This window comes from Acinetobacter sp. YH12219 (genome assembly GCF_013417875.1).
Lineage (GTDB): Bacteria > Pseudomonadota > Gammaproteobacteria > Pseudomonadales > Moraxellaceae > Acinetobacter > Acinetobacter amyesii.
This window is the reverse complement of sequence record NZ_VPDC01000002.1, coordinates 1-14,852: the sequence shown is the minus strand read 5'-3', so window position 1 is coordinate 14,852 and position 14,852 is coordinate 1. Positions and strand designations below refer to the sequence as shown.

Sequence of the window (14,852 nt, the reverse complement as noted above, 5' to 3'; positions counted from 1 at the left end):
CTAAGCAAGGTTTAACTTTCAGCCAGAAGGATATTTGGCTGAAAGGACACGTTATACCAGATTTTCAAAAGGATATTCAGCCATGTCAAACCATAATGTTGCACTTCAATTTGAAGATGGCGTTACTCGTTTTATTAGTGTTGCTCAAGGTGAAACCCTATCCGACGCAGCCTATCGTCAAAAAATCAATATCCCTCTAGATTGCCGTGATGGCGCATGCGGGACATGCCGTGCATTTTGTGAGTCGGGTACTTACGACATGCCTGAAGAATCTTATATCGAAGACGCTTTAACCCCCGAAGAAGCAGAGCAAGGTTATATTTTAGCTTGCCAATGTCGTCCTAGTTCAGATGCGGTTTTCCAAATCAGTGCATCATCTGACGTGTGTAAAACTGAAATTCATGAGTTTCAAGGCACATTGTCTCGTGTTGAAAATATGTCGGATTCTACGATTACCTTTGATATTCAACTGGATGAAGGTCAACCTGACATTAACTTCTTGGCAGGTCAATACGTCAATGTCGGCATTCCGGGGACTGAAGAAACTCGTTCGTATTCGTTTAGTTCAAAGCCGGGCAATCGTTTAACAGGCTTCGTGGTTCGTAATGTCCCTGAAGGCAAAATGAGTACTTTCCTGAGTGCCGATGCGAAAGCCGGCGACAAAATGACCTTCAAAGGACCTTTTGGTAGTTTTTATCTGCGTAATGTTGTCCGCCCTGTGGTCATGCTTGCAGGTGGTACAGGTATTGCGCCGTTTATGTCCATGTTACAAGTGCTTGAAGAAAAAGGTTCTGAACAACCTGTTCGTCTTGTATTTGGCGTAACCAATGACTTTGACATCGTAGCTAAAGACAAACTCGATGAATTACAAAGCAAACTCCCATGGTTCGAATACCGTACTGTGGTCGCTCACCCTGAGTCACAGCATGAACGTAAAGGCTATGTGACCAGTCATGTTGAAAAAGATTGGTTAAACAATGGCGATGTAGATATTTACCTCTGTGGTCCTGTGCCGATGGTCGAAGCGGTACGTGGCTGGTTAGATACCGAAGGCGTTAAACCTGCAAACTTCTTGTTTGAAAAATTCTCAGCGAATTAAGGGAGAATAGTTTAATGTCAGAACAAGCCAGATTTAACAATAAAGTTGTCATCGTAACCGGTGCCGCTCAAGGTATCGGTCGTGGAGTCGCCCTTCAAGTGGCCCGAGAAGGTGCTCAAGTGGTATTGGCAGATCTCTCAGATTTTGTTGAAGATACGCTGAACGATATTCAAGCCCACAATGGCGATGCCATTATTGTTAAAGCCAACCTTGAAACATTTGCAGGCGCTCATGCAGTTGCTGCTCAAGCCATTGAAAAATATGGCCGAATTGATATCTTAATCAATAACGTTGGCGGTGCGATTTGGATGAAGCCCTTCCAAGAGTTTTCAGAAGAAGAAATCATTAAGGAAGTTAATCGTTCATTATTTCCAACTATGTGGTGCTGCCGAGCCGTGTTACCTGAAATGATTCAAAATCAGCAAGGGACAATTGTAAATGTATCTTCTATTGCAACCCGTGGTATTAACCGTGTGCCATATTCAGCGTCAAAAGGTGGGGTAAATGGCTTAACCTCTGCACTCGCTTTTGAACATGCCAAAGATGGTATTCGAGTCAATGCCGTAGCTACAGGTGGTACAGAAGCGCCACCACGAAAAGTACCTAGAAACGCCAACCCATTGTCAGATCATGAAAAACAATGGATGCAAGACGTGGTCGATCAAACCATTGACCGCACATTCTTAGGCCGCTATGGCACAATTCAGGAACAAGTCAATGCCATCTTATTTTTGGCATCCGATGATTCATCTTATATGACAGGAACAGTCGTCCCTGTTGGTGGTGGAGATCAAGGTTAATCTCTAAAAATCATTGGTTTAATTCAACAGGCTCATTGACATAGTCGCATGGAGGCAAAAGCGATGGCACCCCTGTTAAAAACATTAAAAGAAGATTGGTCGATCTCAGCGACGGTTGCAGGATTTTTAGCCGTGCTGATTTCATATTCAGGCCCACTGATTATTTTTTTCCAAGCCGCACAAAAAGCTCAAGTTTCCCCAGCCATGATGATTTCATGGATTTGGGGGATTTCTATTGGTGCTGCGCTGGCGGGTATTTATCTCTCTATTAAATATAAAACCCCGGTGATTACCGCGTGGTCAGCGCCCGGTACAGCCCTTTTAGTCACCCTATTTCCGAATATTTCACTGAATGAAGCCATAGCAGCTTATATCACGTCCGCTATTGTTATTTTCTTGATTGGCATCACTGGCTATTTTGACAAACTCTTAAAATGGATTCCTCAAGATGTCGCTGCGGGAATGATGGCAGGTATTTTATTTCAGTTTGGACTTGGACTGTTCACTGCGACAGATAGTATGCCGATCATTGTCTTTGGCATGTTATTGGTCTTTCTCATATCGAAAAGACTTTCGCCACGCTACGCGATGATTTGGGTCTTACTGACTGGTGTCATCCTGAGTTTTACATTAGGAAAAATTAATCCTGTTGATGTGAATTTTCAACTCGCTATACCGCAGTTTATTGCTCCAGTTTGGACTTGGAACTCGACTTTAAATTTGGCGATTCCCTTAATTTTAGTCAGTCTGAGTGGTCAATTCCTTCCGGGGATGGCGATCATGAAACTAAGTGGATATGACACGCCAGCTAAGCCCATTATCACTGCGACCAGTATTGCCTCGCTCGCTGTAGCATGTGTCGGAGGCATTACCATTGTTTTAGCGTCTATTACCGCAGCCATGTGTATGGGCAAAGATGCACATGAACTAAAAGAAAAACGTTATATAGCTGGTATTGCCAATGGTATTTTTTATATTTTAGGCGGCTTATTTGCAGGCAGTATTGTCATGTTATTTAGCCTATTACCTAAAGAGTTGGTCGCTGCACTTGCAGGTTTAGCGTTATTAGGTGCGATTGGAACAAACATGTCCGTTGCGATGAAAAATGAGGCCAACCGTGATGCGGCGCTAATCACTTTTTTAGCGACAGCCTCAGGTATGCATTTTTTAGGGCTAAGCTCAGTATTTTGGGGGATTTGTATCGGTGTTGCGGCACATGTCATTTTGACCAACCGTGTAACTACACAAGCGCCAATGACAACGACTCAAGATTCTAAAAGTTCATAATATCCAAACGCATTGCTAATACAAAGAAGATGGAAAATTACATCTTCTTTGTTTAATCGAAAACTCAATTTTTTGATTTTCTTGTCATTTAAACTTAAAAATTCAATATTCGAAATTAAGAGCTCTATAGGATAAAAAAGGGATCATGTTGCATCATCCCTTTTTTACTTATCTTTGAATTATTTACGTTTTTTCTTACCACTAAGTAGATCTATGGCTTGGGCATAACGTGTAGGTGCAATTCGCTGAATTAAATCAATAATTTTGGCATCATTACCAATTAAAACTCGACGTTTATTCTGCTTTACCGCATCTAAAATGCCTTTTGCTGCGACTTCAGGCGGTGTTTTTAGCACTTTATTAAATGCTTTGGTTGCCCTATCTGGGTTCATCCCTAACGCACGAATACTGTCACTCATACGCGCGCTATTTGCAATATTGGTTCGAATCCCACCCGGATGCACGCAAGTTGCGCTGACTCCAGCATTTTCCAAGTCTAATTCTTGGCGTAAAGATTCAGTAAAACCACGGACTGCAAACTTCGTTGCATTATAGGCACTTTGAGTCGGTTGAGCCGTCAAACCAAATAAGCTGGAAATATTAACTATATGTCCATCGCCACTTTGTTTTAAATACGGTAAAAATGCTTTTGTCCCATATACCACGCCCCAGAAATTAATATTCATAATCCACTCAATTTCATCATAATGCATACCTTCTACAGTACTGGCTAACGCGACACCTGCATTATTAAAGATCAAATTGACCTGGCCAAATTCAGCTTGGGTTGCAGCCGCCCATTGCTCTACAGCGGCACGATCAGACACATCTAATTGGGTCTGAATTATTTTCACACCGGTGTGCTTAATCATTTCAGCCGTTTGTGCAAGACCGTCAAGGTTGCGATCACTTAATGCTAGATGCGCACCTGATTGAGCCAGTTGAATGGCTAACTGCTGCCCAATACCTGAACCTGCTCCAGTAATGGCTGCGACTTTGTTGTTAAAATTTTTCATCGTTATTCCTATACACACTTAATCTCGTTCAGTGAACAAGCTGCATTTTCATATTATTCATAACACAAGCTTAACGAGAACTGATCTATGAATGAAATGATTTTATTTAATTGTAAAATATGAATGCTATACATAGCTCTTTAGCGTTATTGCTTCAAATCAAATTAATGTAATTCAACATGATTAGAGCAAAAATTGAAAACTTAAATGAGCCTTTTAGCTCCGGCTTTTTTTGGGATTGTAGCTCTAAATTTTTCAGCTCAAACAGCGTTTGATATTTATAAAAGTGATACAAATCCCAAATGTTATAAACAAAGCTCAACATTTATTCTATTTTTCTACACGATCCAGATTCTACATATTCAAAATCAGTATATAAAATCCACAATATATACTTATTTTTTTGTGAATATAGCCCTTGAAGACAGCAAGGCTGATGTTTTGTAATTTTCCAAGTCTTGTGTATCCACCTTTTGGAAGATCAGGGATGCACATCTCTTACTATGTTCAATAGAGGTTCTAAAATGATAAAAACAACTCTTAGCCTAATCGGTTTGTCACTGGTGTCTAGCTTAGCTTTGGCTGCTGATCCATTGCATGGTACTAAATGGAAAACCATCGATGACCAAACCAAAAAACCTTTATCTGTAGTTCAATTTAATGAAACATCAAAGGGCGTTTTATCTGCAAAAATCGTGGATGTACTCACCCCGGGTGAAGCAGAAAACTGCCAAAAATGTGTAGGTAAATTCCACAATAAACCACTACTCGGTGTGCAAATCGTGAATGGTTTGAAAAATACCGGTAAAAATACCTATGACGGCGGTAAAATTACTGACCCGAAAAATGGTAAAACCTATAGTTTCAATGCCAAAATGTCGAATGACGGCAAGACTTTAAATGGTCGTGGCTATATTGGTGTATCTGCGCTTGGACGCAGCCAGACATGGATACGTGTAAACTAATCCTTAGTGTACAAAGTCAAAAGCGGCTCGATTGAGTCGCTTTTTTGTATGAATACTTCAAATATAAAATTTAAACGGTATAACGTTTGCTTAGCCCCCATTCGGCTAATATTCGACGATAGGTTGTCGATGAGCGATCTGCTTCGAAATGCGCCTCCATACTGATATCCAGTGGCAATTCCTCAGGTTTTTGACTTTCCACCATGTCCTGATCTTCAGCAAAAATTTGTGCATTAAAATCATAGACCGCTTGTAAATCGCCTGTGGTATCAAAATTACGAGTTAAAGGCACAAATAAACGGGTTTTATTATGCGATACAGGACAACAGGCATTTAATATTTTTAACACTCCATTTTCAGGAAAATCGATGGTTAAAATTGCAGAAAATGGCGGATAGACATCAAACGTTCTTTTCCATAAAAAATCTTCTGGCGCTAAATGTTGTAAACCATGCGGATAATTACTCACATCACTAAGATATTCTGTATGTAGTCCATAGTCCGTACGTACTGTCGAATATTTTTGTACTTTAGGATTTTCACGGTCTGCAAAGCTCTCATGATGCACCCATGCGAAATGTGCAACATCAATAAAGCCTTCGAGCTGGCGCCCACTTGAACCACCAATATCTACATAAGGTGGCAATATAGATTGGTGCTGCTCGTTATCCCACGTGTCTAAATTTGGAAAATTGGCCGTAGATTCATCTCGGTTAAATAAACTGGTCCACACCAATCCATATTTCAATACGACTGGAAATTTAGTTAATGAAAAACGCTCTGAAATTTGTGTCAACTCAGGCTGTGCAGGAATTTTTACACACTTTCCTGCGCCGTTATAATGTAAACCATGGTATGGACAAATGATGTCTTCACCCTTGACCCAGCCTTTGGTTAATGGCACCCCTCGATGTGGACAGATATCACGAACTAAATGAATTTTTCCACTTTCAGTTTGATATAACGCCATTTTTACATCGAGTAATTGCACTTGTTGCGGTTCAGTCGAAACATCTTCTACACGTGCAACGGGATACCAATGCTGCGCCAAAATATTCCAGTCGTTGGCATCAAATGTACTGCACTGAGGTTGGGTAAATAAATTGAGTACTGGAATGGCATTCATAGTTCATCTCGAAATTTTCAATATTTCTTTAGCATTTAGCACTATTTAAATTTTGCTAAATCCTTATTTTCTAAGTCGAAATTAAAATCTAAACACATTTCTGTCTATTAGAATGATTTGCATAGATTGTTCTGTTTTTTAGAACAATAAGCATTGATCTCTGCACGATTTGATAAAGCTGGCATGAATATCGCTTAAAATGCATAACATTATAATTCGCTAATCACGCGATAGAGATTGAAGCTTGTATGTCGATTACCTTTTCTAGATTTTCTGAATATTTTATGGCGGTTGCACGGACTGGAAGTCTGCGCAAAGCTGCTGAACAACTTTTTATTTCAGTCTCAGCAGTACATCGGCAAATCGTTTTGGCAGAGGAAGAACTGGGGGTTGCCCTATTTGAACGATTACCTCAGGGCTTAAAACTGACGCTCGCGGGTGAATTACTGTATGCCGATTTATTAAAATGGCAAAAAGAATATCAACTGACACGAACTCGATTTGATGAAATCCAAGGTTTAAACCGAGGAAACATTGAAATGGGTTTTATTGCGGCTTTGAATGATAGCTTTGTTGTCGACTGTATTCAAAAGATGGCTGAAACTTATCCGTGGATCAACCTCAACATCAGCATGAATAGCAGTGAAGATATTTCCAGAAAAATCGTTGATGCAGAATTAGATTTTGGCATTATTTTAAATCCTAAAAGCCATAGCCAATTAGAGATTTTATCCTTTATAGAAATTCCGTTGGGCTTTGTGATGTCGCCGCATCATACCTTGGGTGGGATGGATAAAATTTATCTTTCAGATACGTTAAATGAACGGCATATTTTGCCGAGTGATCCACTCATTATTAGTGAATATGTACAGACTTTATATAAACATCATAAGTTTAGTCCGATTCAAAAGATCGAATGTAATGACATTAGAATGATATTGTCATTGGTTCAACAGCAATTAGGTATCAGTTTGATGTCATACATGGATGCTTTACCACTGCTTGAGAATAATAAGATTATTTTTAAACCGATCCGTGAAAAAGGTTTGCACAGTTTGACCATTGCTTTATGTGTCGCATCGAAGCGCCAAACTTCTCGAATTTCTCAGATCATGATTAATCATTTGGTGGAAAAAATGGAAGAAATTAAAATCAATTTAAAATCCATGACCCCCTAAAACCAATATTTTGGCGTTGTAATAGCAAATAATTATTTAAAAAAAAGCCAGTGCGAATAACCCGTACTGGCTGCTGAAAGCTAAAGTTTTATTAGTTTATTTTTTTAATCCAATGGATTGCCTACAATATTACTAATGATGCCTTTCATAATATGATTGCCTTGTTCTTTACGCAGTTCTGCATACCATTCGCGCGTCACACTTTCATCTTTCATATGCGTCACATCACAACGTTTACGCGCTCGCAGAACCAATTCATTAGCACGTTCATTACGTTTATTTTGATAACGACGCAATGAATCTTGTAAGCCCAAAGTATTGATTTGCAAAGAACGAGCTAAATAAATTGCATCTTCCATTGCTTGGCAGCCACCTTGTCCAATATCCGGCGTTGTACTGTGTGCTGCATCACCCACGATCACCACACGACCTTTGTAGAAATCTGCAAAAGGTTCAATATCATGAATTTCTACCCGATTGGTTTTTTGGGCATCTACAGCATCAATCAGCTTTTGCACCGGTTCACACCAACCTTTAAAGTATTCTTTAAATAAAGCCTTATATTGTGTGCGGTCATTTTCTAAGCCTGCTGCTAAAGGGACATCAAAGAAGAAATAGAATCGGTTGTCGGCAACGGGCATCAGCGAAACACGTTTACCTTCTCCTACAAATGTCGTCCATTGATCTGCCGCAGCAAATTCTTCTGAAATGTCGACTAACCCGTTCCAATTGACATAACCTGCATAGCGGCGCTCAACTTGTTCCCCCAATACATACGCTCGTGTCAATGAATGTGTACCATCGGCGCCAACCAATAAATCAGCCTGAACCTCACTTCCATCGGCAAAACATGTGATCACTTGATCATCTTGTTCTGAGAAGCTCACCATTTTTTTGCCTAGATGAATATTTTCGCGGCCAAACTCATTCATGAGCATATTTTGTAAGTCTGCACGTGAAACTGGATAAGGTCGCTGACCAACTTCTTCGATTAAAGGAAACAGACTAAACTGCGTCATAACATCACCAGTTAAGCCATCGATATAGGCTAAGTGATCCATCTTGCCACCGAGCTTTTCGACTTGTTCGGTTAGCCCCAAATAGTTCAAACATTTGACACCGTTAGACCATAAAGAAATAGCAGCTCCAACAGGTAAAATTTGCTCTGCCTGTTCATAGATGGTTACTTGGTGTCCAAATTTTTTCAAAGCGATCCCTGTCGTTAGGCCCGCCATACCTGCACCAATAATTGTAATGTCCATCTATAACTCCCCTGTGTTTTTTTAAATATCTTTCTCCTAAAAAGCGAAAAGCATGCCATTTTTTCAAACAAACAATAAAAAATTCTAAAGTTGGCACACGCTGTGCTTCTAAACACGTGTAAATGCTTGTTTTTATCAAATGTTAAATTTTTAACACTGAAAACTAAATGCATATGTTTTAAATGAAAATAGTGAATGGATTTTATATATGGCAACTTTACTTGCACCTAGTTTTGATATTCCTGCACAATTACAGACACTTACAAATTTAGCAGATGACCGTATTGGTGCAAAAATACTTGAATGTTCAGATGATTTTTTTGCAGAAGCAAAACGCATGCTTCAATTTAATGCACCAATCTTTGTCGAAGATAAATTTGATGATCATGGCAAATGGATGGATGGTTGGGAAACGCGTCGTAAACGCCATGCAGGTTATGATTGGGCAATTATCCAACTCGGTGTTGCTGGTCGAATTCAAGCCTTAGATATTGATACAACATTCTTTACTGGGAATTACCCAGCTTCCGCATCAGTTGAGGCCTGTTTTGCACCAAGTGGAGAGCTAGCACAGGCAGCATGGGTCAATATCTTAGGCAATACCGTATTGGGCCCGAGCCAACACCATATATTGAAGGTCTCAACTGATCAGGTTTTTACCCATGTGCGTTTAAATATATATCCAGACGGCGGTATTGCGCGATTTAAAGTCTATGGTGAAGTTCAGGTTCAGATTCAAGATAGTACGAACACTTTAGACCTCGTAGCGCTAGAAAATGGTGGACGTGTTGTTGCTTATAGTGATGCTCATTTTGGACATCCACGAAACTTAATTAACCCTGGTCGCGGCATCAATATGGGAGATGGTTGGGAAACTAAACGTCGCCGTGCACCAGGTTTTGACTGGTGTATTTTGGCTTTGGGTCAATCTGGTGCAATTGAAAAAATTGATATTGATACTGCCCATTTTAAAGGCAACTTCCCTGCGCAAGTGTCCATACAAGCTATTTATGTGGAAGATGCCACTGACCCTCAACTGATTCCGCAAAGTATGTTCTGGCCGTTTTTGCTAGATTCACAAGACATGCAGATGGATCACATTCATAGCTTCGTCAGTGAGATTTTAAAGCATGAAAAAATATCGCATATCCGCATCAATATGATTCCTGACGGGGGGATTAGTCGCATACGGTTATGGGGAAAAATACATCCTTAATTGCAATATTGATAAAATAGGAAGCCTTCGTGCTTCCTATGTGTATGGTTTCAATTTTTTTAATTAAATACCCTATAAGATATCTAAACATGACACACAGCATAAAAATACAAGCTCTCAGTATTGAAGGCTTTGCGCCTTTTGGTGAGGTTATTTGTACAACTGGACATGATTTTTTCCACATCAATGACGCACATACAGAGCGATATCATGCGCTCGTGGAAGCAGAAATTTCAGGTGATGCGGTTGCTGGAATTAGCATCTTTAGAAATATCAAAACCACTGAATTGCCTTTTACGATTTCGATGTTAGAGCGGCATCCCAACGGCTCACAAGCGTTTATTCCAATGCAAGCACAGGCTTTTTTAGTGGTAGTTGCACCTGCGTTGGATGATCACAGCCCCGATCTTACACAGCTATGTGCTTTCATCACTGATGGTAGCCAAGGAGTCAACTATCGTGCAGGAACATGGCATCATCCTCTCCTGACACTCGAAGCACCAAGTAGCTTTGCCGTCATCGATCGTATTGGGACTGGGCATAATTGTGATGTGTTCCAGTTCCCAATGCCTATTCACATTTCAAATTAATGTATTTAGCTTAAATACTTAGAGTTAAATAGACTAAAAACCATCTAACCATCTAACCATCTAACCATCTAACCATCTGTTAATACATAATTTATTTCACCTCTTGATATAGTTTAATTAAAAAATATCGCAATAAAAAAGCCCTCTACTTCGAGGGCTTTATTGTTCGATACAAACTATATTCTATGAATCATCGTATGGTTCAAGACCCAAGATCTGCCATGATTAATGATGCACATCTATCGCCATGCTTGGGTTTTTAACCTGATCTTTGCTCATATTCACTTCTTTATTTTTAAATAAATTCAAATGATTGAACACAATATTTAAAATAATCGCCATCAAACAAGTTGAACTAATACCTGAGTGAAAGAGTGTTTGCACCCATTTCGGGAAGTTTGCATAGAAAGAATGATCGATAATTGGAATCATCCCTGCTGCAATTGCAGTCGCAACAATGATGAGGTTCTTTTGCTCGTTATAGTCAATTTTCGCCAAGGTACGAATACCACTTGCCGCAACCGTTCCAAACAAAACTAAACCAGCACCACCTAATACAGGGACTGGAATCGCTGCAATCAGTCGCCCCATAATTGGTAGAACGCCTAATACGACTAAAATCATTCCACCCGCTGCGACAACAAAGCGACTTTTCACACCTGTAATCGCTACTAAACCGACATTTTGTGCAAAAGCACTTTGCATGAATGAACCGAAAATTGGCGCTGCTGCACTAGATAGCATATCTGCACGTAAGCCATTGGTAATACGCTCAGCATCCACTTTGGTACCTACAATTTCCCCGACAGCAATAATGTCTGCCGTCGTTTCAGTCATAATCACTAAAGTTACGATCAGCATGGCAATAATGGTACTTAACTCAAAAGTTGGCATACCGAAAGCAAAGAAGCTTGGAAATTGAATCCAGTTACCATGTGCAACTTTAGAAAAATCGCAAAAGCCAAAGGCATAAGCCAGCACCGTACCGAAGACGATGGCTAACAAAATAGATAGACGTCGAATGGTTGCATTACGTGTTAAATTCAGCGCAATCACGATACCCAAAGTTAAAAATGCCAAACTGATGTTCTCAGCACTTCCCCAGTCTGGTGCTTTATTGTTCCCACCCATCATCCAGCGTACCGCGACAGGCAGCAATGAAAGACCAATCACGGTGATCACACAGCCAGTCACAATCGGTGGGAAAAAACGAATAATTTTTGAAAAATAAGGTGCTAGAAAAAAGCCAATTAGAGATGCAACAATCACCGCACCATAAACAGCAGAAAGCCCACCGCCTGCGGTTACTATGGCAATCATCGTCGCCACACCTGCAAATGAAACCCCTTGAACTAAGGGTAATTTTGCACCGATATATTTCACACCTACGGTTTGTAGGATGGTCGCCAAGCCACCGACAAAAAGCGCCGCGGCAATCAATAAACCGATTTGCGCAGGTTCAAGTCCCGCGGCTGTACCAATAATCAATGGCGGAGCGATAATACCGCCATACATGGTTAATACATGCTGTAGTCCATAGGCAAGGCTTTTCCCTGCGCCTAAATATTCATGTTCTGGTGAAACTGTTTTATCTTGTTCTGTCATTTTTATATCCCCTATTTTTTAACTTTGCTCTTAGCTTCCGCGATACGTAGAATATGCAAATGGGCTAATGAGTAAAGGAATATGAAAATGCTGCGAGGCATCTTTTACATAAAAATGAATCACAGCTTTTGGAAAAAAGGTTTCGGTATTTAACGTCTGAAAATATTCAGCAGTCGCAAATTCAAGGCTATACGCACCTGCTGTAAATTCCTTGAGTGCAAAATCATTAACGCGGCCATCAGCATTGGTTTGGGCTGAACCCAACAACTTACCTTCAGCATTAAATAATTGAATGTGGACATTCGCTGCAGGTTTGCCTAGATTGGTGTCTAAAATATGTGAGCTAATCATGCGCTAAGCTCCTGTTTTAATCTTAATAAGGCAATTTCAGCCAGTTGATGATGGACAATTCTTTTTTCTGTTTCAGGATCATTCAATAATCGATATTGCAGTGCCTGTAGTACATCTTCACTACTAAGGCCAGAGGCTTTGATTAAAAAGAGATAACCATACTTTTTCTCATACGCGATATTGCCTTTGAGCAATGCAAATTGAGTTTCTTCATCTGCTGAAATTTTAGACTGTTCTCGATTTGAAAATTGTTGTTCAAAACTACTTAATTCAGCCTGCGCCTTTTTTTCACCAATCCGGGGATGGTTATCTAAAGCATTTTTGATTTCATCCCAAGTCCAAGCATTTGCAGCTTTTACTGCTTGATCTATGATTTGCGTGACAGAGGTATAAGGGCGCTGCGCCACAATGTGTTCTGCCCAGCTTTCAATTTGCACACAGTGCTTTAAAAAAGTTTTTACATCTGCTTCGGATGCTTTATTAAATTCAACAAGTTGCACTATAAAATCGCCTAAAATTATTGAATGATTGTTCAAATTTAGTTTTGCAATATCAGTGCCAACCTAGGTCTATGATGTCAGTTACCTAAGTACAGGCCTAAAAAAAGAGGAGCTAAGCTCCTCTTTATCCAAATATTTTTTTACTAGACTGCATGATGTGTATACCAATGTTCCGCAATATCACCACGGCGACAAATCCACACTTTTTCATGTGATTGCACGTAATCTAAGAATCGTTGTAGTGCTTTAAAACGGCCTGGTCGCCCTAAAATACGACAATGCATCCCAATCGATAACATTTTTGGCGCGCTTTCACCTTCTGCATATAGCACATCAAAAGCATCTTTAAGGTATTGATAAAATTGTTCACCACTGTTGAAACCACCTGGTGAACAAAACTTCATATCATTGCTTTCGAGTGTATATGGAATAATTAAATGAGGACGGGTTTGACCATTTTCATTCGTCAAATGACTCCAAAAAGGTAAATCATCACCATAGTGATCGCAGTCATATTTGATTTGCGGAAATTCAGCCAATAGCTGACGTGTATTGGGACTGTCACGCCCTGTATACCAACCAATAGGCGTCTTTCCAAATAAAGCTTCAAGCACACTAATCGCTTGATCCATGTGCTGACGTTCCAGCTCTATCGGCATATCTTGATAATGTAACCAGCGTTGACCATGTGAAACGACATCATAATTGGCTTGTTTGATTGCTTCGACGATATAAGGATTACGCGCTAAAGCCATACCCACGCCAAAGACCGTCATGGGTAAATCACGTTTTTTAAATTCTTCATGAATCCGCCAAAAACCTGCTCTGGAGCCATATTCATACATCGAGTCCATCGACATGTGCTTGGCAGGAAAACTAGCCGCTCCAATAATATCAGATAAGAATTGTTCTGAGCCTGCATCCCCATGTTCGATGTGGTTCTCTCCACCTTCTTCATAGTTCAACACGAACTGCACTGCGATACGTGCCTGATTAGGCCATACGACTTGAGGTACATCGCCATGATATCCAATTAGGTCTCTGGAATAATCCTGTTGTTGGATCTGGTCAATTAAGTCTTGTCCACGTAAGTAGCCTGTAGTCACTTCAACTTCCTAATTTGTTATATCAAACAGTAAAAAATTAGGTAGAAACAAGCAAATTATGCGCCAATGTCGTAGACGGCTAAATAACTTTTCATATCAATGACCATTGCCTTTTTTTAAAATATTGAATGGTTGCCCTGAATCATCTGCAATGATTGAAATTTGCCAAATTTCATCTATTTCTGGAAAATTCTGATGCAGTTGATCAATGAAATAGTAATAACCCGGTGTATTTTCGGTAATATAAATGATTGTATTTGAACACAATATATAGAGCTGAATCTCATCAATGGTTCCAAGATCTTGGCGTACGACATCTATACTTTGAATATTTTTCCATAATATAGTTTTAGTGCTTATTTCAGGCCCAGTTGTAGTGTAAGTGAAACCATCATTAAAATATTCAAAATCACCTTTCTCCTGTCTTACACTCTCAAATTCATTTGTTTTATTTTTTATATCTTGTTTTAAATCAATAGAATCTACAAACCAAATATGAGGATGATAAATTATTGCATTCCAAATAATAAAAATACAAAGTGTAATAAACCATATATTAGCTGTAATTACTATTGTAAGCACTGCCAATATAAATAAGATAAAACCCAAATTTAGGTTTAAAAATAATAGATCTCTTTCATAAATCAAAAAACGATCTTCTTTTTGGTTAATATTTGCACTCCGGATTTCTTAGCATTCGTGCATAATCTGCGGATGAAATACATCGATTCAAACAAGCTTTCTGATCCTC

15 protein-coding genes are annotated in these 14,852 nt (G+C 39.6%); 7 read left to right on the top strand and 8 right to left on the bottom strand.

What is annotated here, in order from left to right; all coding sequences use genetic code 11:
* Positions 1-82 precede the first annotated feature (82 nt).
* The 3 genes from benC to benE all read left to right on the top strand — a co-directional run bounded on the left by benC (position 83) and on the right by benE (position 3,186).
* Positions 83-1,099 carry a benzoate 1,2-dioxygenase electron transfer component BenC gene (benC, locus tag FTV04_RS01315; protein ID WP_078190731.1) on the top strand — a complete coding sequence of 339 codons (1,017 nt, stop codon included), beginning with the start codon at positions 83-85 and terminating at the stop codon, positions 1,097-1,099.
* A 14-nt stretch (positions 1,100-1,113) separates the two neighbouring features.
* On the top strand, positions 1,114-1,899 hold the full coding sequence (gene benD, locus FTV04_RS01310; RefSeq protein WP_180088253.1) for a benzoate diol dehydrogenase BenD: 786 nt from the start codon (positions 1,114-1,116) through the stop codon (positions 1,897-1,899).
* 63 nt (positions 1,900-1,962) lie between these two features.
* Entirely contained in the window at positions 1,963-3,186 is a 1,224-nt protein-coding gene (gene benE / locus FTV04_RS01305) for a benzoate/H(+) symporter BenE (protein WP_180088251.1), read from the top strand.
* Positions 3,187-3,365: 179 nt separating this feature from the next.
* Here benE and FTV04_RS01300 read toward each other — a convergent pair whose 3' ends face one another.
* The gene (locus FTV04_RS01300) at positions 3,366-4,202 is read right to left on the bottom strand and encodes an SDR family oxidoreductase (RefSeq protein ID WP_180088249.1); all 837 of its coding nucleotides are present in this window, start codon (positions 4,200-4,202) and stop codon (positions 3,366-3,368) included.
* Between the two features lie 524 nt (positions 4,203-4,726).
* Between FTV04_RS01300 and FTV04_RS01295 the strand changes: the two genes are divergently transcribed.
* A complete protein-coding gene (locus tag FTV04_RS01295) occupies positions 4,727-5,167 on the top strand; it encodes a DUF2147 domain-containing protein (RefSeq protein ID WP_168379617.1) in 441 nt (146 codons plus the stop codon).
* 70 nt (positions 5,168-5,237) lie between these two features.
* Here the strand turns inward: FTV04_RS01295 and FTV04_RS01290 are convergent, their stop codons facing one another.
* Positions 5,238-6,293, bottom strand: coding sequence for an aromatic ring-hydroxylating dioxygenase subunit alpha (locus FTV04_RS01290; protein WP_180054681.1), 1,056 nt, complete (start codon positions 6,291-6,293; stop codon positions 5,238-5,240).
* Between the two features lie 248 nt (positions 6,294-6,541).
* Here FTV04_RS01290 and FTV04_RS01285 point away from each other — a divergent pair, with 248 nt between their 5' ends.
* Entirely contained in the window at positions 6,542-7,471 is a 930-nt protein-coding gene (locus FTV04_RS01285) for a LysR family transcriptional regulator (RefSeq protein ID WP_180088247.1), read from the top strand.
* A gap of 104 nt (positions 7,472-7,575) precedes the next feature.
* On the opposite strand, the gene hpxO is transcribed toward FTV04_RS01285, so the two are convergent.
* Positions 7,576-8,733, bottom strand: a complete 1,158-nt coding sequence (gene hpxO / locus FTV04_RS01280) for an FAD-dependent urate hydroxylase HpxO (RefSeq protein ID WP_180022858.1) — start codon at positions 8,731-8,733, stop codon at positions 7,576-7,578.
* Positions 8,734-8,941: 208 nt separating this feature from the next.
* Here hpxO and alc point away from each other — a divergent pair, with 208 nt between their 5' ends.
* Both alc and FTV04_RS01270 read left to right on the top strand, forming a co-directional pair.
* Positions 8,942-9,949: an allantoicase gene (gene alc / locus FTV04_RS01275; protein ID WP_180088245.1), complete on the top strand. Its 1,008-nt coding sequence runs from the start codon at positions 8,942-8,944 to the stop codon at positions 9,947-9,949.
* A gap of 89 nt (positions 9,950-10,038) precedes the next feature.
* Positions 10,039-10,539 (top strand): ureidoglycolate lyase, encoded by a 501-nt coding sequence (locus tag FTV04_RS01270; protein ID WP_180088243.1) that lies wholly within the window; start codon positions 10,039-10,041, stop codon positions 10,537-10,539.
* Between the two features lie 225 nt (positions 10,540-10,764).
* On the opposite strand, the gene FTV04_RS01265 is transcribed toward FTV04_RS01270, so the two are convergent.
* From FTV04_RS01265 to FTV04_RS01245, 5 genes are all read right to left on the bottom strand, one after another.
* Positions 10,765-12,144, bottom strand: a complete 1,380-nt coding sequence (locus FTV04_RS01265; RefSeq protein ID WP_180088241.1) for a nucleobase:cation symporter-2 family protein — start codon at positions 12,142-12,144, stop codon at positions 10,765-10,767.
* Between the two features lie 30 nt (positions 12,145-12,174).
* Positions 12,175-12,495 carry a hydroxyisourate hydrolase gene (gene uraH / locus FTV04_RS01260; RefSeq protein WP_180088239.1) on the bottom strand — a complete coding sequence of 107 codons (321 nt, stop codon included), beginning with the start codon at positions 12,493-12,495 and terminating at the stop codon, positions 12,175-12,177.
* Positions 12,492-12,995 carry a 2-oxo-4-hydroxy-4-carboxy-5-ureidoimidazoline decarboxylase gene (uraD, locus tag FTV04_RS01255; protein WP_180050819.1) on the bottom strand — a complete coding sequence of 168 codons (504 nt, stop codon included), beginning with the start codon at positions 12,993-12,995 and terminating at the stop codon, positions 12,492-12,494. The genes uraH and uraD overlap by 4 nt, the downstream gene beginning before the upstream one ends.
* 143 nt (positions 12,996-13,138) lie before the next feature.
* Positions 13,139-14,101 carry an allantoinase PuuE gene (puuE, locus tag FTV04_RS01250; protein ID WP_180088237.1) on the bottom strand — a complete coding sequence of 321 codons (963 nt, stop codon included), beginning with the start codon at positions 14,099-14,101 and terminating at the stop codon, positions 13,139-13,141.
* Between the two features lie 96 nt (positions 14,102-14,197).
* Positions 14,198-14,749: a hypothetical protein gene (locus FTV04_RS01245; protein ID WP_180088235.1), complete on the bottom strand. Its 552-nt coding sequence runs from the start codon at positions 14,747-14,749 to the stop codon at positions 14,198-14,200.
* Between the last annotated feature and the right edge of the window lie 103 nt (positions 14,750-14,852).